Annotated in this window: 24 protein-coding genes and 1 riboswitch; of the genes, 14 read left to right on the top strand and 10 right to left on the bottom strand. The window is 60.5% G+C overall.

The window, feature by feature from the left end:
- Nucleotides 1-7: 7 nt before the first annotated feature.
- Complete coding sequence (locus G5179_RS13240) at nucleotides 8-1,405, bottom strand: TolC family protein (protein ID WP_421258525.1); 1,398 nt, start codon at nucleotides 1,403-1,405, stop codon at nucleotides 8-10.
- 292 nt (nucleotides 1,406-1,697) lie between these two features.
- Here G5179_RS13240 and dusB point away from each other — a divergent pair, with 292 nt between their 5' ends.
- The 6 genes from dusB (at nucleotide 1,698) to G5179_RS13210 (ending at nucleotide 6,684) form a co-directional block, all read left to right on the top strand.
- A complete protein-coding gene (gene dusB, locus G5179_RS13235; RefSeq protein WP_019445016.1) occupies nucleotides 1,698-2,663 on the top strand; it encodes a tRNA dihydrouridine synthase DusB in 966 nt (321 codons plus the stop codon).
- A 26-nt stretch (nucleotides 2,664-2,689) separates the two neighbouring features.
- A complete protein-coding gene (gene fis, locus G5179_RS13230; RefSeq protein ID WP_005309538.1) occupies nucleotides 2,690-2,986 on the top strand; it encodes a DNA-binding transcriptional regulator Fis in 297 nt (98 codons plus the stop codon).
- Nucleotides 2,987-3,098: 112 nt separating this feature from the next.
- Nucleotides 3,099-3,980 (top strand): DMT family transporter, encoded by an 882-nt coding sequence (locus tag G5179_RS13225; RefSeq protein WP_421258524.1) that lies wholly within the window; start codon nucleotides 3,099-3,101, stop codon nucleotides 3,978-3,980.
- A gap of 258 nt (nucleotides 3,981-4,238) precedes the next feature.
- Complete coding sequence (locus G5179_RS13220) at nucleotides 4,239-5,057, top strand: DUF3100 domain-containing protein (protein WP_005358215.1); 819 nt, start codon at nucleotides 4,239-4,241, stop codon at nucleotides 5,055-5,057.
- Entirely contained in the window at nucleotides 5,054-5,503 is a 450-nt protein-coding gene (locus tag G5179_RS13215; RefSeq protein ID WP_033114935.1) for a hypothetical protein, read from the top strand. The genes G5179_RS13220 and G5179_RS13215 overlap by 4 nt, the downstream gene beginning before the upstream one ends.
- Nucleotides 5,503-6,684 carry a M20 metallopeptidase family protein gene (locus tag G5179_RS13210; protein ID WP_005341171.1) on the top strand — a complete coding sequence of 394 codons (1,182 nt, stop codon included), beginning with the start codon at nucleotides 5,503-5,505 and terminating at the stop codon, nucleotides 6,682-6,684. The genes G5179_RS13215 and G5179_RS13210 overlap by 1 nt, the downstream gene beginning before the upstream one ends.
- A 90-nt stretch (nucleotides 6,685-6,774) precedes the next feature.
- Here G5179_RS13210 and G5179_RS13205 read toward each other — a convergent pair whose 3' ends face one another.
- From G5179_RS13205 to G5179_RS13170, 8 genes are all read right to left on the bottom strand, one after another.
- Complete coding sequence (locus G5179_RS13205) at nucleotides 6,775-7,734, bottom strand: LysR substrate-binding domain-containing protein (protein ID WP_421258523.1); 960 nt, start codon at nucleotides 7,732-7,734, stop codon at nucleotides 6,775-6,777.
- Nucleotides 7,735-7,869: 135 nt separating this feature from the next.
- A complete protein-coding gene (locus tag G5179_RS13200) occupies nucleotides 7,870-8,496 on the bottom strand; it encodes a LysE family translocator (protein WP_421258545.1) in 627 nt (208 codons plus the stop codon).
- A 104-nt stretch (nucleotides 8,497-8,600) separates the two neighbouring features.
- Nucleotides 8,601-9,095, bottom strand: a complete 495-nt coding sequence (gene ilvN, locus G5179_RS13195; protein ID WP_005311605.1) for an acetolactate synthase small subunit — start codon at nucleotides 9,093-9,095, stop codon at nucleotides 8,601-8,603.
- Complete coding sequence (locus tag G5179_RS13190; RefSeq protein ID WP_005339146.1) at nucleotides 9,095-10,813, bottom strand: acetolactate synthase 3 large subunit; 1,719 nt, start codon at nucleotides 10,811-10,813, stop codon at nucleotides 9,095-9,097. Before G5179_RS13190 ends, ilvN begins: the two co-directional genes overlap by 1 nt.
- A 390-nt stretch (nucleotides 10,814-11,203) precedes the next feature.
- Nucleotides 11,204-11,356 (bottom strand): hypothetical protein, encoded by a 153-nt coding sequence (locus G5179_RS13185; RefSeq protein ID WP_005341188.1) that lies wholly within the window; start codon nucleotides 11,354-11,356, stop codon nucleotides 11,204-11,206.
- 37 nt (nucleotides 11,357-11,393) lie between these two features.
- The gene (locus tag G5179_RS13180) at nucleotides 11,394-12,503 is read right to left on the bottom strand and encodes an MJ1255/VC2487 family glycosyltransferase (RefSeq protein WP_201906612.1); all 1,110 of its coding nucleotides are present in this window, start codon (nucleotides 12,501-12,503) and stop codon (nucleotides 11,394-11,396) included.
- The gene (locus G5179_RS13175) at nucleotides 12,500-13,003 is read right to left on the bottom strand and encodes a phosphatase PAP2 family protein (protein WP_005339149.1); all 504 of its coding nucleotides are present in this window, start codon (nucleotides 13,001-13,003) and stop codon (nucleotides 12,500-12,502) included. Before G5179_RS13175 ends, G5179_RS13180 begins: the two co-directional genes overlap by 4 nt.
- 126 nt (nucleotides 13,004-13,129) lie before the next feature.
- Nucleotides 13,130-13,750, bottom strand: a complete 621-nt coding sequence (locus tag G5179_RS13170) for a TetR/AcrR family transcriptional regulator (RefSeq protein WP_005349170.1) — start codon at nucleotides 13,748-13,750, stop codon at nucleotides 13,130-13,132.
- Between the two features lie 408 nt (nucleotides 13,751-14,158).
- Between G5179_RS13170 and leuA the strand changes: the two genes are divergently transcribed.
- From leuA to G5179_RS13145, 5 genes are all read left to right on the top strand, one after another.
- On the top strand, nucleotides 14,159-15,721 hold the full coding sequence (gene leuA, locus G5179_RS13165; RefSeq protein WP_058057212.1) for a 2-isopropylmalate synthase: 1,563 nt from the start codon (nucleotides 14,159-14,161) through the stop codon (nucleotides 15,719-15,721).
- Between the two features lie 132 nt (nucleotides 15,722-15,853).
- Entirely contained in the window at nucleotides 15,854-16,939 is a 1,086-nt protein-coding gene (gene leuB, locus G5179_RS13160; RefSeq protein ID WP_421258522.1) for a 3-isopropylmalate dehydrogenase, read from the top strand.
- A 33-nt stretch (nucleotides 16,940-16,972) separates the two neighbouring features.
- Nucleotides 16,973-18,370, top strand: coding sequence for a 3-isopropylmalate dehydratase large subunit (gene leuC, locus G5179_RS13155; protein ID WP_128836506.1), 1,398 nt, complete (start codon nucleotides 16,973-16,975; stop codon nucleotides 18,368-18,370).
- Nucleotides 18,371-18,382: 12 nt separating this feature from the next.
- The gene (gene leuD / locus G5179_RS13150) at nucleotides 18,383-18,982 is read left to right on the top strand and encodes a 3-isopropylmalate dehydratase small subunit (protein ID WP_201989577.1); all 600 of its coding nucleotides are present in this window, start codon (nucleotides 18,383-18,385) and stop codon (nucleotides 18,980-18,982) included.
- Nucleotides 18,983-19,098: 116 nt separating this feature from the next.
- Nucleotides 19,099-20,028 carry a transglutaminase domain-containing protein gene (locus tag G5179_RS13145; protein ID WP_319919829.1) on the top strand — a complete coding sequence of 310 codons (930 nt, stop codon included), beginning with the start codon at nucleotides 19,099-19,101 and terminating at the stop codon, nucleotides 20,026-20,028.
- A 30-nt stretch (nucleotides 20,029-20,058) separates the two neighbouring features.
- Here G5179_RS13145 and G5179_RS13140 read toward each other — a convergent pair whose 3' ends face one another.
- Nucleotides 20,059-20,349, bottom strand: a complete 291-nt coding sequence (locus G5179_RS13140; protein WP_005339160.1) for a PilZ domain-containing protein — start codon at nucleotides 20,347-20,349, stop codon at nucleotides 20,059-20,061.
- An 89-nt stretch (nucleotides 20,350-20,438) separates the two neighbouring features.
- A riboswitch (TPP riboswitch) is annotated at nucleotides 20,439-20,529 on the top strand.
- 60 nt (nucleotides 20,530-20,589) lie between these two features.
- Between G5179_RS13140 and thiB the strand changes: the two genes are divergently transcribed.
- From thiB to thiQ, 3 genes are read left to right on the top strand one after another with little or no spacing between them, the layout of a single operon-like run.
- Complete coding sequence (thiB, locus tag G5179_RS13135) at nucleotides 20,590-21,570, top strand: thiamine ABC transporter substrate binding subunit (RefSeq protein WP_421258521.1); 981 nt, start codon at nucleotides 20,590-20,592, stop codon at nucleotides 21,568-21,570.
- Entirely contained in the window at nucleotides 21,567-23,186 is a 1,620-nt protein-coding gene (thiP, locus tag G5179_RS13130; RefSeq protein WP_421258544.1) for a thiamine/thiamine pyrophosphate ABC transporter permease, read from the top strand. Before thiB ends, thiP begins: the two co-directional genes overlap by 4 nt.
- On the top strand, nucleotides 23,173-23,868 hold the full coding sequence (thiQ, locus tag G5179_RS13125) for a thiamine ABC transporter ATP-binding protein (RefSeq protein ID WP_421258520.1): 696 nt from the start codon (nucleotides 23,173-23,175) through the stop codon (nucleotides 23,866-23,868). The genes thiP and thiQ overlap by 14 nt, the downstream gene beginning before the upstream one ends.
- Nucleotides 23,869-24,105 lie beyond the last annotated feature (237 nt).

Here is a 24,105-nt window from a genome sequence, read left to right as displayed (position 1 = left end):
ATGGCGATCATGAGTTCACCTCGATCACCTGACCGTGCTGATATTGATTGAAACTGTTCATCTGGCCGGAGAGCGCCAGCAGACGAGCCAGCGACACCACATATTGATAAGCCGCCGCCGCGCGCTGGGTCTTGACCCCTGCCAGCTGGTTTTGGGCATCCACCACATCGAGTGACGTGGAGAGCCCCTGCCCGAAGGCCTTGTCCCGCAGCAGCACGTTCTCCTCGGCCAGCGCCTGGGTTGAAGAGAGGGATTGATACTCCTCCAGCCCCTGCGCCGCTTCGCGCCAGGTCTTCTCTACCAGCAACTCCAGATCCTGGCGGGTCTTGGCTTGCAGCAGATTGACCTGCAGCTCGGCGCTCTTGGCGGCCTGCACCGTCTCGGAGCGGCCATCGCGGCTCACCAGCGGCATGCTGACACCCACCCCCACCAGCCAGTCCGGCGCAGTCTTGGAAGCGAGCGAATCATCTTCATAGAGGTTGTAGTTGCCGAACAGGAACACCTCGGGGGCATATTTGCCCTGCTCGACCCGGATCAGCCCCTTGGCCTGCTCCTTCTTGGCAGTGAGCAGCTTGAGACCGGGGTGCACCTCCAGGGTCTGGCTCACCAACCCCTCGAGGCGCGGCAGCTCCTTGTTGACGAACAGGCCGCTGCCCGGCTGGGCATTTGGCAACTTCAGCATGCGGCCGAGGGCCAGCTCGGCGATCTCGAGGCTGTGGCGCGCCTTCTGGGTATCGATGCGGGCCCGATCATAGGCCGACTGGGCGGAGAGGCGCTCCACCCTGGCGATCTGGCCCTGCGCTTCGAGCTTCTTGGCATGATCCAGATGGTGGGCCAGCCCCTCTTCGATCTCCTGCTTGGTCTGCACCACCTGAGCAGCCAGCACCACGCCGAAATAGGTCTGGGAGAGGCTCTCGAAGGTGGATTGCTGCTTGAGCACCAGCAGCTGCTGCGCCTCGCTCACCTGCGCCTGGCGGATATCCTGCGCCGCATCGATGCGACCACCGGCAAACAGCGGCCAGAGCATCTTGACCGAGCTGGTCACCACATTCTGTTTGGTCAGGGGCGTTACAAATGCGTTGGCCCCGACCCCGAACAGGCTGCCGAGCGCCAGGATCAGATCTTTCTGCTTGGCCAGCGGATTGAGATCGAGGGCATCAAGTTCAATCGGCTGATCAAGATGGGTATAGCTGGCCCCCAGATCCACCTTGGGCAGATACATATCCTTGGCCGCCTCGCGCAGCTGCTTGGCCCGATCGACCCCGGCCTGCTCGGCAGCCAGCCCTTCATCCTGCTGGATGACCCGGGTCCAGGCTTCGCCGAAACTGATGGTTTGCGCCTGCGCCGACCCCAGCACGGCTCCCATCAGACACGGCCAGAGTGATTTAATGAACCTTGACGTCATAGATCCCCAATCCGCTTTTGTTGCATAAATGTTTGGAGCATTTGCTCGACTTAAGCCCGCTATCATAACGCAAAGCGGGCCTGCAAGTGGACTGACAATTATGCAGGCGTCCGACCCGAATGGTACAGCGCTCACTCTCCGGCAATCTGGCCGTTTTTCAATAACTCCAGAATTTGCAAGCCTTGGCGCGACGTTTTTTTCAGAAAAAAATGGCTGACGCTCAAATACTAACCTTTTCTCCTGCCTAAAAAATGCGTAATATACGCCGCCCTAAGCCGATGGTAACCGTGGAATGCAGATAGGTCCCCACACGCTTGAAACTCCCTTGATTGTGGCTCCCATGGCCGGTGTAACTGACCGACCATTCCGTGAACTTTGTTTGCGATTGGGGGCTGGCATGGCCGTTTCCGAGATGCTGCTGGCCAACCCGGATGTCTGGGATACCCAGAAAACCCGGATGAGGATGGATCACTCTGCAGAAGGCGGATTGCGTTCGGTCCAGATTGCCGGAGCCGACCCTGAGATGATGGCGTTTGCTGCCCGCTACAACGTGGAGCAGGGCGCACAGATCGTCGACATCAACATGGGATGTCCGGCAAAAAAAGTGAATAAGAAGTTGGCAGGTTCTGCCCTGCTGCGAGCCCCCGATCAGGTCAAAGCAATTTGCCGGGCCGTGGTTGATGCAGTGGAGGTGCCTGTCACCTTGAAGATCCGCACAGGATGGGATCCGGATAACCGCAATGGCGTGGAGATCGCCCGAATCGCCGAAGATTGCGGTATCGCGGCCCTTGCCGTGCATGGTCGTACCCGTGCCTGCCTCTACAAGGGCGAAGCGGAGTACGACACGATCAGGGCGATTAAGCAGGCCGTATCGATTCCTGTTGTCGCCAATGGTGACATCAACAGCCCGGAAAAAGCCCGGTATGTCCTCGACTATACCGGCGTTGACGCCGTGATGATCGGCCGAGCTGCGCAAGGACGACCCTGGATTTTCCGGGAAATCCGTCATTTTCTTGAGACGGGCACCAAGCTGCCGCCTCCCGAGAGGGAAGAGGTTCGCACCCTGATGAACGAGCATGTAACCAACCTGCACCGGTTTTATGGTGCATATCTGGGAGCGCGCATAGCCCGTAAACACGTGGGCTGGTATCTGGATGAAGAAGAGACGGGCCGAGAATTCCGTAAGCACTTCAATGCCCTGGATTGCGCAGACGCGCAACTTGAGGCACTCGAAGCGTATTTCGATGGATTAGGTTAACAAGATAACTAAAGAGCCGACCGAATATGTTCGAACAAACCCTGACTTCTGATGCATTGGTAACAACTACTCACAATCACGCTGCCGAGCCGACCCAGCGCCCCCTGCGTGACTCTGTGCAACAGGCCCTGCGTAACTACCTGGCCCAGTTGAACGGTCAGGAAGTGATTGATCTGTACGATATGGTTCTCTCCGAAGTCGAAGCGCCGATGCTGGACGTGATCATGCAGTACACCCGTGGTAACCAGACTCGCGCAGCCGTGATGATGGGTATCAACCGTGGCACCCTGCGCAAGAAGCTCAAGCGTTACGGCATGAACTGATTGCTGGCCGCGAGCCGCGACGGCGGTTCAAGGCAGATGCGAAAGGCGCCAGGTAGCAATACCTGGCGCCTTTCCTTTATGCTCTCCCATCCATTTCACCATGGCGACTCCGATGAACCGCACTCCCCTGCTGCTGATGGTACTGGTCACCCTGCTGGCCGCCGCTGGCTGGCTCTTCTCGAAAGAGGCGATCCGCGAACTGCCCCCTGCCGCCTTTATCGGCAGCCGCTTCCTGCTGGCGGCGCTGCTGTTGCTCCCCTTGGCTTGGTTGCGTGAACCGCCGCCGACTCGCGCCCAACTGGTGCGCGCTGCCGGTTGCGGCACATTGCTCGGTGCCAGCCTGCTGCTGTGGGTCACCGCCATCAGCCAGAGCGATGCACTGGGCAGCGGCGCCTTTATCATGAGCGTCGCCACCCTGATGGCCCCGCTGGCCGCCTGGGGAGCCTTTCGAGCCAAGCCCGGCCGCCACTACTGGCTCACCCTGCCCATCGCCATCGCCGGTTTGCTGCTGCTCTCCAGCAGTACCCACTGGGGCGTGTCGCTCTCGCTGTTCTGGTTTCTGGCGGCGGCCACCACCCTCGGTATCCAGCTTGCCGTCCATCGCCACTTCGCTCAATCCATTGCCCCCACCTGGCTCACCTGCATCCAGCTGGCGATGACCGGCCTGCTCGGCACCCTACTCTCCCTGCTGACTGAACAGTGGCCCGAGGCTGGAGTCAGCCACGGCATCTGGGGCTGGTTTGCGGCGAGCGTCTTGATCGCCACCACATTGCGCTACTGGCTGCTCACCCACGCATTGAGCAAGATGACTACCGTCCACGCAGCCCTGATGATGCTGCTGGAACCGGTCTGGACTCTGCTGCTGAGCACCCTCTTCTACAGCGAACCGCTCGGTGGTGCCAAACTGGCCGGTGCCGGACTGGTGCTCGGCGCCCTGGTGCTCTACCAACTGCCCCTGCTGCTGCGCAGTGCACGGCTCAAAACGCCCGTCTGATCCGCGTCACCGCCCTGCGGGGCGGTGTCACCATTTCCCTCCTGTTTGCTTATCTTGTCCTGCCAATGCTGACGTTCTGTTAACGGCCTTTAACCCTTGGTATCCAGAGGGTTAAAGGGCATACCCCATGAAAAAATGCCATATGGCCAGCTTGATGAAGGTCACATACCTGCCCCTCTTAGCTCCCTATGATGCCCCCATCATCGGTCTGGACAACCCTGACGATGGCCACACATGGGAATAACAAGAGAAAAGACTATGCAGCAAACCAGCCCCCTCAAGACGGTCACGGTCAGCATATTGGCAACCGCCATGCTGATCTTTGTGGCCCAGTACCTGATAGGCAAACAGGAGATCAAGATAGGCATCGCCATCATTCCGATCCTGCCGATGCTCTTTGCCGTCATCATCGGCATGATTGTCTCCGCCAAGCCGGTCAAGGATCGCATCCCCGGCTGGAAGAGTCTCTTCACCGAGAAAGAAGAGGGCTTCTGCGGCAAGATGGTGGGCTTCAGCCTGCTGATCCTGGGCACCCAGTACGCGGGGATGATCATCCCCAACCTGAAGATGATCCTGAGCGTTGGCGTGCCGCTGTTCCTGCAGGAGATTGGCAACCTGCTGCCGATCCTGATCGCCATCCCGCTGGCGGTGAAGTTCGGCTTTGGCCGTCGCGCCATCGGGGCCTGCTCCTCCATCAGCCGTGAGCCCTCCGTCGCAGTGATTCAGGGCAAGTTCGGCACCGGCTCTCAGGAGTACATCGGCGTGCTGGCCATCTACCTGTGCGGCTCCGTCATCGGCACCCTCTGGTTCAGCGTGCTGGGCAGTATCGCCCCGCTCACCGGTCTGCACCCGCTGGCGCTGGCTGCAGGCTCCGGTGTGGGCTCAGGCTCCATGCTGAGTGCCGCCTCCGGCGCCCTGATCAACGGTCTCGACGAAGCGCTGGCTCAGCAGGTGCTGAGTATCGCGGCAGCCTCGAACCTGCTCTCGTCTGCCCTCGGCGCGCTCTCTCTCACCTATCTGGGTTTGCCGCTCGCTGAAAAAATCTATGCCCTGACTGCCAAAGGAGAGAAAGCATGAAAAGCATCGTAATGGATATGCGGTTCGTCTTTCTGGCGATCCTGCTGGCCATGTTCACCCAGACCCTGACCACCGGCACCCCGCTCTGGCTGATGGGTGACAGCTTCATCGCCATGTCGCTGGTGGTGTTCGCTTCGCTGATTGCCAAGCGCTATCTGCCCTCCTCCCTGCCGGCGTTTGCCTATGCCACCATCATCGGCATTCTCATCTGCCTGCCGGAGACCCCGGTGCGCGGTCTCTTTATCGACGCAGTTGCCAAGATCTCCTTCCTCTCCTGCTGCGTACCGCTGCTGGCTTTTGCCGGTCTCTCGGTGGGCGGTCAGCTGGAAGAGCTGAAGAAGATGTCCTGGAAAGTGATCCTGATCTTCATGATCGTCTCCACCTGCTGCTTCTTCGGCGCCTCGCTGGTGGCCCAACTCGGCTTCTCCATTCAAGGGATCATCTGATGAACAACATTCACATTGAACCGGCCCTGCTGGCCCTGCGCGACTTCAGTCAGGAAGTGCGCCACCATCTGCACACCATTCCGGAGGCCTCCGGCGTCGAGTTCAAGACCTCGGCCTACTGCCGCGAGCTGATGGCAGGCTTTGGCTACCGCCTCACCGACTACCCGGGCTTCACCGGTTTTCACGGCGATCTGGTGGTTGATCCTGTGCTGCCGACCATCGCCTTCCGGGCCGACATGGATGGCCTCGAGATGCACGACATGAGCGACGTTGCGTTCAAGTCAACCCATGAGGGAATGGCTCACAACTGCGGTCACGACTCCCATATGGCGATCGCTCTGACCGCAGCCAAGTTTCTGGCCGCCAACCGCGATCGCCTGCAGTACAACGTCCGCTTTATCTTCCAGATGGCGGAAGAGGACATGCGGGTACCGGGCGCCGAGAAGATGGTGGAGCTGGGCTGCATGAAGGGGGTGGACGAGGTCTATGCCCTCCATAACGACGGCGCGATGGAGACCGGCACCATCAAGTTCAACCACGGTGTCATGTCCTCCTGGGGCTCTGCCTGGACGCTGGATGTGCACGGTATCTCAGCCCACGGCTCGACCCCCCACAAGGGGCTGGATGCCATCCGCGAAGCGGTGCGGATCATCGAGGATATGGACTACATCGTTGCCAAGCGCACCAGCCCGTTCAGCCCGGCGGTATTCGGCTGCGGCATGATCAACGGCGGCACCATCCCCAACGCCATCGCCGACCATGTGCAGGCGCGCGGCACCATCCGTGCCATGGATGCCGAGACCGACCAGATCCTGAAGAACAGCTTCAAGGAGATCGTGGCCCAGAGCGAACTGCGCGGCTTCAAGACCAAGATGGTCTATGCCGGGTATCCGGCGGTCGAGAACCACGCCGATGCCTGCGCCCGTCTGCTGCAAGCGGCCGCCGATGTATTGCCCTCTGAGGGGATCAACGCTCAGGGGCAGCCGATGACCGGCAGCGAAGATTTCAGCTACATGGTTAACGCCTGCCGTGGCCGCAAGGGGGCCATGTTCTTCCTCGGCAGCGGCTGTCAGGCCAAGGGGATCTGCAACTACCTGCATGCGAATCCCTACTACCTCGATGACGACTGCCTGCTGGTCGGAGCCCAGATCTTTATCAATCTGGCGACCCGCAGCGCTTAATCCCGCATACCGATAAAACCAGAAGAGAGGCCAATGCCTCTCTTTTTTTATCTCTGTATTTTTGCTCTGTACGCGGCAGACACCCCGCGGCTAGAGCCACGGCAACTCCGCCATATTGGCAGCGGGCGGCTGGTTGATAAGGTGCAGCTGCACCGTCTCCCGGCTGATATGGGGGGCGTAGAGGTGGATAAAGTCGTACATGTAGTCACGTAGATGAGCATGCTTGCGCAGGCAGATGTGGGTCGCGCTCGAGGCGATCAGGTGGTCGATATTGAGGCTCACCAGACCCTCCCGATCCCCCTCGTCAAAGGCCACGCTGGCAATCACCCCGACCCCCATGCCGAGCCGGACGTAGTGCTTGATCACGTCGGTATCGGTGGCGGTCAGCACGGTTTTCGGCGAGAGGCCGTGGCGGCTGAAGGCCTTGTCCATCTTGGAGCGACCGGTAAAGCCGAACACATAGGTGATGAGGGGATAGCGGGCCAGATCCGCCATCGAGAGCGGCTGGCAGTCAAGCAGCGGATGACCGTGGGGCACCACCACACTGCGCCCCCAACGATAGCAGGGCACCGCGGCCAGCTCATCGAACAGATACATGGACTCGGTGGCGATCGCCATATCCACATCGCCGCTTTGCACCATCTGGGCCAGCTGGGCGGGCGCCCCCTGATGGAGCTGGATCGCCACCTCGGGATAACGACGGCTGAATTCGGTGATCACCGCGGGCAGCTTGTAGCGAGCCTGGGTGTGGGTGGTGGCGATGCGCAGCACCCCGCTGGTGGCCAGCTGCTCCCCAAGCGAGAGCTGGTTGATCTGCTCCACCTGCGCCACCACCCCCTTGGCCAGCTCCATCACCTTTTCACCCGCGCAGGTCAACCCGACCAGATTCTTCCCCTTGCGGGTAAAGAGGGCGAGCCCGAGCTCATCTTCCAGCATCTTCATCTGCTTGCTGAGGGTGGGCTGGGAGGTATAGAGCTTCTCCGCCGTCGCCGAGATGTTGAAGTTGTTCTTCACAATCTCGGTAAAGTTCTTGAGCCGGGCGATGTTCATCTGGGCAAGGGATCTCGCTGCTGCGGCCAGTGGGGCTGACCTGAAAAAGAGAGAGCGGGGCTGGCCCCGCAGCTGACCGCCGACCATACCACAGCGCGGCGCACGATAATCTGCCCCAGGTCAGAAAGCGGCGAGCTAGTCGCTGGCCAGCTTGATCCCGAGCCCGACAAACAGGGTGCCGATGCCCCGGTTTAGCCAGCGACCGAGACGCTGCGACAACCGAACCTTGTGGCTGGCATAGGCGGTGGTAAAGACCAGCAGGTGACACCAGATGATGCCGCCCAGATTGAAGATGCAACCGAGCAGGATAAAGGCGAGCGCCTTGTCGGGGGCATCCGGTGCGATGAACTGGGGCACGAAGGCGAGGAAAAAGAGTGCTACCTTGGGGTTGAGCACATTGGTCAGCACCCCCTGCCGGTAAATCTGGCCATAGGAGAGGGCTGGCAGGGTGCCCCCTCTCTCCATTGCACCCGTAGCCTGCTGGCGCAGCAGGGAGAACCCCAGATAGATGAGGTAGATGGCGCCAGCCAGCTTGATAAGGGCAAACAACTCGGCCGACGCACTGAGAAGGGCCGACAGACCCAGCGCCGCCGCCAGCACATGCACCATGACACCTGTGCCGATGCCAAGGGCCGCGACTGAACCGGCACGCCACCCTTGCGAGCCGCTGCGCAGCATAACCAGCAGGGAATCCGGCCCCGGCATGATGTTGAGCAGCAGCCCCGAGACCATAAACAGTGCAAGATCATGAATACCGAACATCATCCCTCCCCTCGTAAAGCAAAACCAAACAAAGAGGGCTCCGCAGAGCCCTCTTTTCTTTCACTCTGCGGCAGCTGACGTGTCATCAGCTGTCCCGCCAGCCATCAGGGCCGCAGCGCCTTGTCCGCCCGCGAAATGCCGCAGACGCCGGAGCGCACCACTTCGATGATCTCGTTGGTCTGGGCTGCGGTCTTGATGAAAGCATCCAGCTTCTCGCTGGTGCCCACCAGCTGCACCGTGTACTGCTCGGGGGTGACGTCGACGATCTGGCCACGGAAGATATCCGCCAGCCGTTTCAGCTCGTCACGAGCCCCACCGGCGGCACGCGCCTTGACCAGCGCGATCTCCCGCTCGATATGCTCCCCTTCACTCAGGTCGCACACCTTGAGCACATCCACCAGCTTGTGCAATTGCTTCTGGATCTGCTCCAGCACCCGCTCGTCACCCATGGTGACGATAGTCATGCGCGACAGGGTGGGATCCTCGGTCGGCGCCACCGTCAGGGTCTCGATGTTGTAGCCGCGCTGGGAAAAGAGGCCCACCACGCGGCTCAGGGCGCCGGATTCGTTCTCCAGCAGTACTGAAATGATGTGTCTCATCAGGTCCTCTCCGTCTTGCTCAGCCACATCTCATCCATGGCACCAAACTTGATCTGCATCGGATAGACGTGCTCATCCGGGTCGACCGAGATATCCATGAACACCAGCCGATCCTTCATGGCGAAGGCCTTCTCCATGGCGCTCTCCAGCTCGGCCGGATCGCTCACCGCGATACCGACGTGGCCGTAGGCTTCCGCCAGTTTGACGAAGTCCGGCAGGGACTCCATGTAGGAGTGGCTGTGACGACCGCCGTAGAACATCTTCTGCCACTGCTTGACCATGCCCAGCGCACGGTTGTTGATGGAGATGATCTTGATGGGCACCCCGTACTGCATGCAGGTGGAGAGCTCCTGAATGTTCATCTGCACCGAGCCATCGCCGGTGACGCAGCAGACCACCGCATCCGGGTTGGCAAACTGGGCCCCCATGGCGGCCGGAATGCCGAAGCCCATGGTGCCTAGGCCCCCTGAGTTGATCCACTGGCGCGGTTTGGCAAACGGGTAGTAGAGGGCAGCAAACATCTGGTGCTGACCGACGTCGGAGGCGACGAACGCCTGGCCCTGAGTCACTTTGTAAAGGGTCTCGATAACCTGTTGCGGCTTGATCTGGGTAGCCGACTTTTCGTAGGCCAGACAGTGACGGGAGCGCCACTGGTTGATCTGGCTCCACCAGTCCGCCAGCGCCTCCTTGTCGTTATCGAAGCCACACTCGCGGATCACTTCCAGCATCTGCTCCAGCACGGTTTCCACCGAGCCGACGATAGGCACATGGGCCTGCACCGTCTTGGAGATGGAGGTGGGGTCGATATCGATATGAACCACGGTCGCATTTGGGCAGAACTTGGCCACGTTGTTGGTGACGCGGTCATCGAAGCGGGCACCGACAGCGAAGATGAGATCCGCGTTGTGCATGGTCTTGTTGGCTTCGAAGGTGCCGTGCATCCCCAGCATGCCGATAAATTGCGGATGGACACCGGAGAAAGCCCCCAGCCCCATCAGGGTGGTGGTCACCGGCAGGTTCAGCAGCTCCGCCAGTTTGGTCACCAGATGATCCGCGTTGGCATTGATAGCGCCGCCGCCCACGTACATCACCGGGCGCTGGGCTTCTACCAGCAGCTTGGCTGCCCGCTTGATCTGCCCTTTATGGCCAGACTTGGTCGGGTTGTAGGAGCGCAGGGAGACCGTCTCGGGATACTGGTAGGGGAATTTTTCTTTCGGGTTCTGCACATCTTTGGGCAGATCCACCACCACCGGCCCCGGGCGGCCGCTGGCGGCAATGTAGTAGGCCTTCTTGATAGCCTCGGGAATATCGCTCGCCTTCTTGCACAGGAAACTGTGCTTCACCACCGGGCGGGAGATACCGATCATGTCGGTCTCCTGGAACGCATCCTCACCGATCATGCTGGTCGGCACCTGGCCGGAGAGGATCACCAGCGGAATGGAATCCATATAGGCGGTGGCAATACCGGTAATGCAGTTGGTCGCTCCCGGGCCTGACGTTACCAGCACAGTCCCCACCTTGCCGGTGGAACGGGCGTAACCGTCAGCCATGTGAACCGCGGCTTGCTCGTGCCGCACCAAGACATGCTCCATCTTGCCGTTTTCGAAGAGAGCGTCATAGATGTCGAGCACTGAGCCACCAGGGTAGCCGAAGACGTGCTCAACTCCCTGATCTTCCAGCGCTCTAACCACCATCTGGGCGCCTGATAACATCTCCATGATAAAGCCCTCCAGGCTTTGCTCCGTTTAGCGAATCCCGCCGACGATGCCGTGCTTCCCGGCACGGCCCGATCCGTTTCTTGTTGTTATCTGAATGCAGATCGGTCCAATTCAGCCCCGTCGACAGTAGAAAAAAAGGATTTTTCCGTCATTCACCCGAAAATAGGGTGAAAAACCAACTTAACCCGCTTCATAACGCTTGTCCACGGCTTTATCTGACCAGAACAGTCATACATTTCAACCGGCTATTAACATTCAATGACTTGCCGCAGCGACCATGAGACAAAAGGGAAGGAAGTCGGGGAATGGCCAGCGGATCATTCCGCAGAGGGGGAAAACAGCCACAAAAAAGCCCACCGCTCAGCGGTGGGCTTGATGCCGAATGATGAATCAGTTGTCCTGATCCGGCTCCGCCAGCCAGATCTGCTGATCCGGATCGGTCTCTTCACTGACCGAGATGCTGACACCCATATCGAGCAACTCGTGCAGGGTGAGATTGTCAGCCAGGTTCATGACTTCGCCGTTTTCATTGGTAAAGCGCATTTGCTCCGTCCTCTCCTTGGTGGGATCGCCTTTCAGTCTAGTCAACAACGCTCACTTGCGATAACCAGCAACAGGATAAACAGTCGCCCCCATCCAGCTCGCTCAGGCGATCACTCACCTCCTCCGGAAACAGGGTGCGCGCCCAGAGCCGCCGCGACAGAGAGGCCACGCTCTCGTCAGCGCCCGCCGCCAGCCAGCGGGCCAGCTCCCCTGCTACATCGGGGTAACAGACCGCCCCGGGCGAGGCGCTGTCGAGCCAGGTACGCACCAGATTGGCATCGAGCACATCCATCAGGGTCGCCAGCCCCATCATCTCGAGCGTCTTGCCATTGGTCAGCTGTTCGAACTGGCCGCCGAGGGGTTTGACCAACAGCTTCTTGCCGAGGGTGAGCGCCTCGGAAGCCAGCTCGAAACCCGCGTTGGATATAACGCCGCGACAACCGGCCAACACGGCGATAAATCCGTGCCGTGACGGCGGTTCGAAGCGCAGGTTACGCCATTGGCTCGGGGTGCGAATGGCGGGGTGAAAGCAGACGAAGCGCTGCTGACCAAAGCGCGACAACAGGGCGGCGATCGCCTCGGTCTGCTCGAACGGCAGATAGACCAGGATCTCGCCGTTATCCGGCGCAGCGGCGATAGGGTCGATTACCGGCGGCAGCAAGGGGTGACCGAAGTGAAACCAGTGCAGCCCGAGCGGCTGATCCACAGGAGCAAAGTGGCGCATCAGCTGGCGGCTGACCCCATCCTCCCCCCAACGCGGGATGGGCCAGTTGAAGCTGGCCTGATGACTGACGGTGAGGCTCGGCTTGCCATAGCGGCGGGCAGCGTGGGCGGTGAGTGGCTCAAAATCGCTCACCACCAGATCGTATTCGCTGCAATCGAGAGACCGCAGATCCCGCCAGAAGGTGAGCGGCGAGGCGGCTTGCAGGGTGCGCCACGGAGAAACTCGCCCCTCGTGACTCACAAAAGTGAGGCCGGGAAAGGCACGGTATGCGCCAAACTCCTCCATGTCGAAATAGCGGTCGGCGGGGCGACCGCTAAAGAGATAATCCACCTCGACCCCTGCTGTGCGCAGCGCCCGCGCCAGGGTGCGACTGCGACTGATATGGCCGTTGCCGGTGCCTTGCACCCCAAACAGTATCCTCATGAGTGGCTCCAGCCGAGCGCCAGCACGGCGCAACCGCCACCCAGCAGGGCACCGGCAACCAGATCGCTCAGGTAGTGTACCCCGAGCAGCAACCGGGATGCCCCCACCAGCGCCGCCCAGCCAAACAGCAGGGGCGCCCAGAGCGGAAAGCCGGTGGCCAGTATGGTGGCCATCAGAAAAGCGGCGGCGGTGTGGCCGGAGGGGAGACTGTAACGATCGGAGGGGGTGATAAAGACCGGCAAGCCGACCGGCCGTTGCCGTTTCAGGCTGTTTTTCAGCAGCAGATAGAGGGGCAGTTCGATGGCGAAGGCGAGCAGCGCCAGTCGCACCAGCTCCCGCTCTGCCTCCCCCTGCCACCAGAGCAGGGCGGCCAGCACGGCGTAAAGCGGGCCATCGCCGGTGCGGGAAATGAGACGACTCACCCTCGCCTGCTGCCGGTTGTAGCCGTGAAGCAGGCAGACCCGGCACACCTGCAGGTCCCATTGCTGGATCTTGTTCATATCCCCTCCTTCCCTGAATTCTGCTTGCAGAGTAAGAAAGCGGGATGACGTTACGTTGAACAAGGGATAACAGATTTATGAAAAAAGGGCCGAATGGCCCTTTTTAATCTCGATGTTACGGCAAAATCAGTGGCTGCCGCGCAGGCCGGTCTCCATCAGACGGCAATTGTGGTCCGCCAGACGGGCCATGAAGTGCTCATCCACTTTCAGGCCAAACACCTGCTCGTAGAGATCTTTCATCACGAATGGCTGCCACATCATGCTGAGGAAGGAGATCTTCAGCATGTCGGGATCCAAGTTGTCACCCAGCTCACCGTTGGACTTCATGGTTTCCAGCAGGGCATCGAACTGCGGCAGCTGACGTTCCAGCAGGCGGTTCAGCACAAAATCCCGGCCCGGGCTCTTCTCGGTCGACAATGCGCTGGAGATGGCAGAGGTCAGCTCGCTGTTGGGCGCCATCACCTGATAGTAGGTGTTGAGCAGCTCGTTGAGGCTGTGATTGCTGTGTTCATCTTGCCAGGCATGGTCGAGGGGTTCGGCCACATCGCCCAACACCGCTTTGTAAAGACCCTCTTTACTGCCGAAGTAGTAGTGGATCATTGCCAGATTGGAGCCAGCAAGCTCCGCGATTTCGCGTGTAGTCACCTTGCTATAGGGAGTATTGAGAAAACGCTCACGGGCGGCAGCAAGCAACTTGTCACGAATGTCAGAACGTCCGACCGGACGACCAGGTCTACGTTTTTCCATTTAACACCTCAGATAATTCAGCCAATGCTGATAAGTCGATCTGGTTGTGCAGAGAATAGAGCACAGCAGGAATGACCAGATAATCGGTCATGGGCCGAATATGGGACAAGGAAATTTGCAATCCTTTACAATCCGATTAAATACGTCAGCAGATTGCCCCTGACCTTCCGTGTTGACACAGCATAAAAATCTCGATATTGGTAAAAGCGTTATCGACTGGAAGGAATAACAACGTCATGCGTATTGCCACCCCGCTACTACTAATCTCCCTAATCGCGTTAACTCGCGCGGGATCCTTGTAGCCGGGCTAAGGCATAGCCGGAATTTACAAAAACCCGTGCACCCTGCACGGGTTTTTTTATGCCGCAGCAGGATGCACGTTACCGAACTTAGGAAGAGGGAAGTCACATGTCAGATCGGGTCATCATATTCGACACCACCTTGCGTGATGGTGAGCAGGCCCTGGCGGCCAGTTTGACAGTCAAGGAGAAGCTGCAGATCGCCCAGGCGCTGGAGCGGCTCGGTGTCGACGTCATGGAGGTGGGCTTCCCGGTCTCCTCTCCCGGCGATTTTCAATCGGTGCAGACCATCGCCCGCCACATCAAAAACAGCCGGGTCTGCGCCCTCGCCCGCGCCCTGCCCAAGGATATCGACGCCGCCGGCGAAGCCTTGCGGGTCGCCGAGGCGTTTCGCATCCATACCTTCATCTCCACCTCCTCCATCCACGTGGAGAGCAAGCTGAAAAAGAGCTTCGAAGACGTGCTGGAGATGGGAGTCGGCGCCATCAAGCACGCCTTGCGCTACACCGATGACGTGGAGTTCTCCTGCGAGGATGCGGGCCGCACGCCGATCGATAATCTCTGCCGCATGGTGGAGGCCGCCATCAAGGCGGGGGCCCGCACCATCAATATCCCCGATACCGTGGGCTATACGGTACCGACCGAGTTCTCCGGCATCATCCACACCCTGTTCAACCGGGTGCCCAACATCGACAAGGCCATCATCTCGGTCCACTGCCACGACGATCTGGGGCTCTCGGTGGCCAACTCCATCGGCGCGGTGCAGATGGGGGCACGCCAGATCGAGTGCACCATCAACGGCATCGGCGAACGGGCGGGCAACTGCTCGCTGGAAGAGGTGGCTATGATCCTCAAAACCCGCGCCGACCTGCTCGGGGTACAAACCAATATCCGCCACAGCGAAATTCATCGCACCAGCACGCTGGTCAGCCAGCTCTGCAACATGCCGGTGCAACCCAACAAGGCGATCGTCGGTGCCAACGCCTTCTCCCACAGCTCCGGCATCCATCAGGATGGGGTGCTCAAGGCGAAAAATACCTACGAAATCATCACTCCAGAGAGCATTGGCCTGACCCAGAACAACCTCAACATGACCTCCCGCTCCGGCCGTCACGTCATCAAGCACCGGATGGAGTCTATGGGCTACGCCGAGAGCAGCTACGACCTCGACCACCTCTACGGCAAGTTCCTGACCCTGGCCGACAAGAAGGGGCAGGTGTTCGACTACGACCTCGAAGCACTGGCCTTCTTCAGCCAGATCCACGAAGAGCCGGAGCACTTCAAACTGGAGTACCTCGGGGTGCAGAGCGGCAGCTCGGTACTGGCCACCGCCTCGGTCAAATTGAAGGTGGGACAGGATCTGATCTGCGAAGCGGCCACCGGCAATGGCCCGGTGGATGCGGTCTACCAGTGCATCAACCGCATCACCGGCTATGAGATCCGCATCGACAAATATGCCCTCAAGAGCAAGGGCGAAGGGGAAGATGCCCTCGGTCAGGTCGATATCGTCGCCGAGTACAAAGGGCGCAAATTCCACGGCATGGGACTGGCCACCGACATCATCGAATCCTCGGCCCACGCCCTGCTCCATGTGATCAACAGCATCTGGCGCGCCGATCAGGTCGCCGAACAGATGGAACGCAATAACAGCATCAAATCAGAAACCGTCTGAGCAGGACTCGCTGCCACACAGACGGCATGGAATGACAACATCAAGACGGGGAACGTCTGAACCGGCAACCGCGCGCAGCGTCGGGGAAACCGGACAGAGGGATCTCAAAGACAATATCAGGATGGAGAGTGTATGAGCAGTTATCGGATCGCAGTATTGCCGGGTGACGGCATTGGCCCGGAAGTGATGGCCGAAGCCGTCAAGGTGCTGGAGAAGGTGCAGGCCAGGTTCGGCCTCGCCTTCGAGTATGATAACCATGACGTGGGCGGCATCGCCATCGACAACCACGGTACCCCGCTGCCGCAAAGCACGATCAAAGGCTGCGAAGCGGCCGATGCCGTGCTGTTTGGCTCGGTGGGCGGCCCGAAATGGGAGCATCTGCCGCCCAACGATCAGCCTGAGCGTGGCGCCTTGCTGCCCCTGCGTGCCCACTTCAAACTGTTCTGCAACCTGCGTCCGGCTCGTATCTATACCGGTCTGGAACAGTTCTCCCCGCTGCGCGCCGACATCTCGGATCGCGGTTTTGACATCGCCTGCGTGCGCGAGCTGACCGGCGGCATCTACTTCGGCCAACCCAAGGGGCGCGAGGGAGAAGGGGCGAGCGAGAAGGCGTTCGATACCGAGGTGTATCACCGCTTCGAGATTGAGCGCATCGCCAAGATTGCCTTTGAGTCGGCTCGTGTACGCCGTGGCAAAGTCACCTCCATCGACAAGGCCAACGTGCTCGCCTCCTCTATCCTGTGGCGTGAGGTGGTCAGCGAGGTCGCCAAGTCCTATCCGGACGTGACCCTCAACCATATGTATATCGACAACGCCACCATGCAGCTCATCAAGGACCCGTCCCAGTTCGATGTGCTGCTCTGCTCCAACCTGTTCGGTGACATCCTCTCCGACGAGTGCGCCATGATCACCGGCTCCATGGGGCTGCTCCCCTCCGCCAGCCTCAACGAATCAGGTTTCGGCCTGTTCGAACCGGCCGGTGGTTCGGCCCCGGATATCGCCGGCAAAGGGATTGCCAACCCCATCGCCCAGATCCTCTCCGCCGCCCTGATGCTGCGTTACAGCTTAGGAATGGAGGCTGCCGCCCAAGCCATTGAGCAGGCCGTGGCCCAGACCCTGGCCGAGGGTTACTTCACCGCCGACCTGCATCAGGCCAGCGCCCGCCATCCGGTGCAGAGCACGTCCGAGATGGGTAGCCAGATCGCCGCCCGGATCTGAGCCGCATAACAGAGAACAAGGAAGAGAGAAGCAATGGCCAAGACCCTCTATCAGAAAGTATTCGACGCCCACGTGGTACGGGAAGTGGAAGGGGAGACCCCCCTCATCTACATCGACCGCCATCTGGTGCATGAAGTGACCAGCCCGCAGGCATTCGACGGCCTGCGCGCCATGAATCGCCAGCTGCGCCGCCCGGATCTGACCTGGGCCACCATGGATCACAACGTATCCACCACCACCAAGGACATCGCCGCCTCCGGCGAGATGGCCCGCATCCAGATGGAGACGCTGGCGGACAACTGCAAGGAGTTCGGGGTTCGCCTCTACGATCTCAACCACAAATATCAGGGGATCGTCCATGTGATGGGCCCCGAGCTCGGCATCACCCTGCCCGGCACCACCATCGTCTGCGGCGACTCCCACACTGCCACCCACGGCGCCTTCGGCTCGCTGGCGTTCGGCATCGGCACTTCCGAAGTGGAACATGTGATGGCAACCCAGACCCTGAAACAGGGCCGCGCCAAGACCATGCGCATTTCGGTCAACGGCAAGCTGGCCGAGGGCATCAGTGCCAAGGACGTGGTGCTGGCCATTATTGGCAAGGTCGGCCATGCCGGCGGTACCGGCTATGTGGTGGAATTCGCCGGCGAGGCCATCGAAGGCCTCACCATGGAAGGGCGGATGACGGTGTGCAACATGGCCATCGAGCTGGGCGCCAAAGCGGGGATGATTGCCCCCGACCAGACCACCATCGACTACATCCGTGGCAAGGAGTTTGCCCCCAAGGGCGAGGTACTGGAGCAGGCCATCGCCTACTGGCAGAGCCTCAAGAGCGACGAAGGTGCCCGCTTCGATGCAGAGGTAGTGCTGGACGCTGCCGACATCGCTCCCCAGGTCACCTGGGGCACCAACCCGGGTCAGGTGATTGCCGTCAATGAACCGATTCCGGCGCCGGAATCCTTTAGCGATCTGATGGAGCAGCAGTCCGCCCGCAAGGCTCTGGCCTACATGGACTTACAACCGGGCCAGAAGCTCTCCGATGTCGCCATCGACAAGGTGTTCATCGGCTCGTGCACCAACAGCCGCATCGAGGATCTGCGCGCCGCAGCCGCCATCGCCCGCGGTCGCAAGGTCGCCGCTGGCGTGCAGGCGCTGGTGGTGCCGGGTTCCGAGCAGGTGAAGGCGCAGGCCGAAGCCGAGGGGCTGGACAAGATCTTCATCGAGGCCGGTTTTGAGTGGCGCCTGCCCGGCTGCTCCATGTGTCTGGCCATGAACAACGACCGCCTGCAACCGGGAGAGCGCTGCGCCTCCACCAGCAACCGCAACTTCGAAGGGCGTCAGGGCCGCGCCGGCCGCACCCATCTGGTCAGCCCGGCCATGGCCGCCGCCGCCGCCGTCACCGGCCGCTTCGCCGACATTCGCGCACTGTAAGAGGACATTTCGATGACCGGATTCAAACAGCATAAAGGGATCGTCGCCCCCCTCGACAGCGCCAACGTCGACACCGACGCCATCATTCCCAAACAGTTTTTGCAAAAAGTAAACCGCATCGGTTTTGGCAAGCACCTGTTCCACGACTGGCGCTTTCTGGACGATGCCGGCCAGCAGCCCAACCTCGAGTTCGTGCTCAACCAACCGCAATTCGCCGGTGCCAGCATCCTGCTGGCTCGCGAGAACTTCGGCTGCGGGTCTAGTCGCGAGCACGCCCCCTGGGCGCTGGCGGACTACGGTTTCAAGACCATCATAGCCCCGAGCTTTGCCGATATTTTCTACGGCAACGCTATCAACAACGGCATGGTGCCGGTGCGTCTGAAGGAGGAGGAGGTCGACGCCCTGTTCCAGCTGGTCGCCGCCCAGCCGGGCATCCAGATCGAAGTGGATCTGGAAGCGAATCAGGTACGTGCAGGTAGCCTCAGCTTCGGTTTCGAGATCGACGAATTCCGCCGTTATTGCCTGCTCAACGGCTTGGATGCCATCGGCCTGACCCTGCAGCACGAGGCCGCCATCAGCGCCTTTGAGGCAAAGCAGCCGAGCTGGATTTAATCAGCCAGTTGCAAAAAACGAGTAGAATCAACAGGGAGCTTCGGCTCCCTGTTTTACTGTCCGCGACGCTTCCCACTTTGGACCACCGGAACTGGCCCGTGCCACAGGAAAGGATGATGAAGAGACCGACGGCAATTCCTCTGCTCTGTGCCCTGCTGCTTGCCCTGCCTGCGGGGGCCAGCCAAACCAGCTTCAACAACAGCCTCGGCCAGATCAGCGTCGGCTGGCAGGATAGCGAAGGCAAATCCCAACAGCTCACCTACCGGCTCGAACAGGGCAAGTTACCGCCTCTCATCGCCTATCGCCCGGCCAGAATGCAGGAGGAGGTATTGCAGGTATTGCTGCGGGAGGTGCGCCAGAACTACCCCGAGGTGCAGTTCACCCTCTCCCGCCCCTCGCTGGAGCTGCATCTGAAAAGCCGCAATCAGGACAAGGCGCGCGAGGCGATGGCCTTTCTGCAGTCCAAGCGGAGCAAAGAGGAGCAGGCGTGGCTGACCAAACACTACTTCCAGTACTTCAACACCCCAGACGGGCAGCTGGCGGTGAAGCAAGATCATGTGCGCATCGCGCTGGAGAGTCGCAGCGGGCTGGCTCCACTGGCGGATCAACTCAAACAGCAGGGTAGTACCGAAACAGAAGCGCGCCAGAAAACCGTGGCCCATATGCTCACCTTTATCCAGAGCATCCCCTATCAGCAGCTCGACAGCCTGAACGGCAGGCAGGGCAAGGGATTTCTATCTCCCCGTCAGGTACTGGAGCAGAACCGGGGTGATTGCGACAGCAAGGTAACCCTGATGGCCGCCATGCTGGCCCAGCTCTTTCCGGAGCTGAAACAGGCCATGGTGTTCGTCCCCGGCCATGCCCTGCTGGCCGTTGACCTGCCCGCCAAGCCGGGGGATGTGACCCTCAACTGGCAGGGACAGAACTACCTGCTGCTCGAACCTACCGGTCCCGCCACCTTGCCTGCAGGCCAAATAGCATCGACCAGCAAAACGCTGGTCGATAGCAAGCAGTTGAGTGTGCAGCCGGTTCAGGAAAAAGGCTAATCCCCTCCCTCTGCCGATGGGGAGAGAGGATTAACCTTGAGGCAGAAACTCTACCGCCAGCAGCAACCCGCTCTCCTCCTCCAGCACCCGGATTATACGGGCATGGGCTTCAAAGGGAGGCAACAGGTTGTTGTTGGTGGCAAGACTGATCCGGATGGGCTGATTGATGTCGAGCTGGTGTTCAGAGACCGCAATCCCCATGCCGTTGGCACTGAGATCCCGGCAGATCCCCTCCAGCACCAGCTGCTGCTGATAGACTGTGACCGGAGCATTGATGACCATGCGCGCAAAGGCACGCCTTTCCTTGGTATTGGTAAGCACGCGAACATCCTCTGTTGGGTGGGCGTCATCTCATGGGTATTGCACAATTGTGCTGGTCTACCCAAAAGAACGTTAATACAATGCGGTTCGTTTCTCAAACGGGGTGCGGTTTACCGCTGAGATTATACCCGTGTACCTGATCCAGATAATGCTGGCGGAGGAATTTGAGGCATGGCGCTCATATTTTGCGCCCTCACCCGCTGGCACCTCGTTATTAACAAGTAATAGGGAGTGCCACCCATGAAGACCCTGCTGCTGGTCACCACCGGCCTGCTGTCGGCCAATATGTTCGCCGCCGACACCCTCACCGTCTACACCTACAGCTCTTTCACTGCCGAGTGGGGTCCGGGGCCCAAGATCAAACAGGCCTTCGAGAAAGAGTGCGACTGCACCCTCAATCTGGTTCCCCTCGAAGATGGGGTCGCCATCCTCAACCGGCTGCGGCTGGAGGGCAACCACAGCAAGGCCGATCTGGTGCTGGGGCTCGACGATGCCCTCATCAGCGAAGCCAAGCAGAGCGGTCTGTTCGCCCCCCATCCCGCCAAGCTGGATGGCATCAAGGTGCCGGGTGGCTGGCAGGATGACACCTTCGTCCCCTACGACTACGGCTACTTCGCCTTCGTCTATGACAAGGACAAACTCAAGCAGCCGCCCAAGAGCCTGAAAGAGCTGGTGGAGCGTCCAGACCTCAAAGTGATCTATCAGGATCCCCGCACCTCCACCCCGGGGCAGGGGCTGATGCTGTGGATGAAGTCTGTCTACGGCGACAAGGCGCCTGCCGCCTGGGCCGAGCTTGCCAAAAAAACGGTCACCGTCACCAAGGGGTGGTCAGAGGCTTATGGCATGTTCCTCGATGGCGAAGCGGACATGGTGCTCTCCTACACCACCTCTCCGGCCTATCACCTGATTGCCGAGAACAAGCCCCAGTATCAGGCCGCCGCCTTCGAAGAGGGTCACTACCGTCAGGTAGAAGTGGCTGCCAAGCTGAAGAGCGCCAAACAGGAGAAGCTGGCTGACCAGTTCCTGCAATTTATGGTGAGCCCCGCCTTCCAGCAGGAAATCCCGACCGGCAACTGGATGTATCCGGTTATCGACACGCCGCTGCCCAAGGGCTTCGAGCAGATGATCACCGTAGCCAAGCCGCTGGCCTTCAGCAGCAATGAGGTGGCCGCCAATCGCAAAGGGTGGATCCGCGAGTGGCTGCAAGCCGTCACCCAGTGAGCCGTTATCTGAAACTAGAGGCTCGTCCCCTCTGGTGGTTGCCGGGCAGTGCAGCCACCCTGTTGATCCTGTTGCTGTCCCTCGGGCCGCTCGCGGCCCTGCTGTGGCAGGCCGGTTCGCTGGCCCCCCGCACCCTGCTCGCAGATCCTTATCTGCGCCATGTGCTGGGCTTCAGTCTGGGGCAGGCACTGCTCTCCACCCTGCTCAGTCTCGGGCTGGCCATTCCGGTGGCCCGCGCGCTGGCGCGGCGCCGTTTCATTGGCCGAACCCTGCTGATCAAGCTATTTGGTCTCTCGCTGGTACTACCTGTCATCATCGCCATCTTCGGCATAGTAGCGGTACACGGTAAGCAAGGGTGGCTACCGCAACTGCTGCGCAGCTTGGGACTGGATCCCGGCAACTATCTCTACGGCCTGTTCGGCATTCTGCTGGCCCACGTCTTCTTCAATATGCCGCTGGCGGCACGCCTGATGTTGCAGAGCATAGAGAGCATCCCCGAATCGAGCTGGCGCCTCGCCAGCCAGCTCGGCATGCGCTCATCCCATATCTTCCGGCTGCTGGAGTGGCCGCTTATTCGCGGCATATTGCCGGGGCTGGCCAGTCTCATCTTTATGCTCTGCTTCACCAGCTTCACCACAGTGCTGGCGCTGGGGGGCGGGCCGAAATCCACCACCCTGGAGGTGGCCGTCTATCAGGCCCTGCGCTTTGACTTCGATCTCGCCACCGCGGGCGGACTGGCGCTGGTGCAGCTCATCCTGACCGCCGCCCTGCTCGCCCTGCAGCACAAGCTGCAGAGTACCCCGGCCAGCAGGGTGACACCCCGTCGCCCCTGCCTGCGGCCGGATCGCCATCAACCGGGCACGGCCGTGGTGGATCTGCTCTCGCTCGGTATCGGGCTCGCCATCTTTCTGCCACCGTTGCTTGCCATCGTGGTGGCAGGCCTTCACCCCGGCCTGCTCACCGCGCTCACTTCCAGCAAGCTGTGGCAGGCGAGCGGCCAGTCGCTGTTGATTGCGCTGGCGGCGGGCACCCTTGCCACCCTGCTTGGCAGCGGCCTGTTGCTCACCAGCCGTCACCTCAAGGTGCGCACCCGCCAGCGGCGCGCTGCGGCCCTGTGGGAGGCCAGCGGCTCGGTGATCCTGATGATCCCGGCTGTGGTGCTCTCTACCGGTCTATTTATCCTGTTTATGCCCTTTGCCGACGTGTTCGCCCTCGGCCCCTGGCTGGTGGTGCTGGTCAACGCCCTGATGGCGCTACCCTATGTGCTGCGCACCCTCTCCGCCCCCATGCAGCTGGTGGTGCGCCAGTATGACCGGCTGGCGGACAGCCTGGGGGTACGCGGCCTGCATCGCCTGCGGCTGGTGGAGTGGCCGCTGCTGCGCCGTCCATTGGCACTGGCGATGGCACTGTCGATGATCCTCTCGTTGGGGGATCTTGGCGCCATAGCCATGTTTGGCAGCCAGGAGCTCACCACCCTGCCCTGGCTGCTCTACCAGCAGCTTGGCAGCTATCGATTGACCGAGGCAGCCGCTACCGCTCTGCTGTTGCTGACACTCTGTTTCTCCCTGTTCTGGCTGGTGGAGCGGGGGCTTGGAGGAAAACATGCTGAACATTGATACGCTGGTGACCAGCTACCCCGACTGGCGCGTCAGCTTCAGCGCGACCCTGCCCAAGGGAGAGATCACCGCACTGATCGGCCCAAGCGGCGCAGGTAAATCGACCCTGCTCGGGATGATCGCCGGTTTCGTGCCGGTGGAGTCAGGCTGCCTCAGCTTCGATGGCGAAGATTTGCTGCCGCTGGGCCCGGCCGAGCGACCAGTCACCACCCTGTTTCAGGATCACAACCTGTTCCTGCACCTGTCGGTGTTCGACAACATCGCCATCGGCCTTCACCCGGGTCTGCGCCTGAGTGCCGCCCAGCGGGCACAAGTGATCGATGCCGCCACGCGGGTTGGCCTCGGCGAGATGCTAAGCCGCCTGCCGGAGCAGCTCTCCGGCGGCCAGCAGCAGCGGGTCGGGCTGGCCCGTGCGCTGGTGCGGGGCAAACCGCTGCTGCTGCTGGATGAACCCTTCTCGGCCCTCGATCCCGCCCTGCGTCGGGAGATGCTGGCGGAAGTGGCCCGCCTCGCCTGCGAGCAGGGCATTACCGTACTGATGGTCTCTCACAATCCGGAAGATGCCCAGCTGATTGCCGATCAGGTGCTGTTTGTCGACGAGGGGCGCATCGCCCTGCAGGGAAAGCCGGATATTCTGCAAAACAGCAACCACCCGGGGCTGCTGCGCTACCTTGGACAGTGACCCAAGGACACTGAACTGGTGACGGGATCAAAAAAGGGAAGCCAAGTGGCTTCCCTTTTTCATATGAATGTCCCGTCCTGAATATGGTTTACACCTTTCCCCCCAATACATGGAGAACCCGATGGGACAAGGTGTGAAACGAACACAGCGCGATTACTCACTGACTTTTAAACTGGCACTGGTCGAGCAGATTGAAAAAGGCGAGCTCACCTACAAACAGGCTCAGGTGCGTTATGG

Source organism: Aeromonas sp. 600886 (genome assembly GCF_049174935.1).
GTDB lineage: Bacteria > Pseudomonadota > Gammaproteobacteria > Enterobacterales > Aeromonadaceae > Aeromonas > Aeromonas veronii_A.
This window is presented reverse-complemented; position numbering and strand designations above follow the sequence as displayed.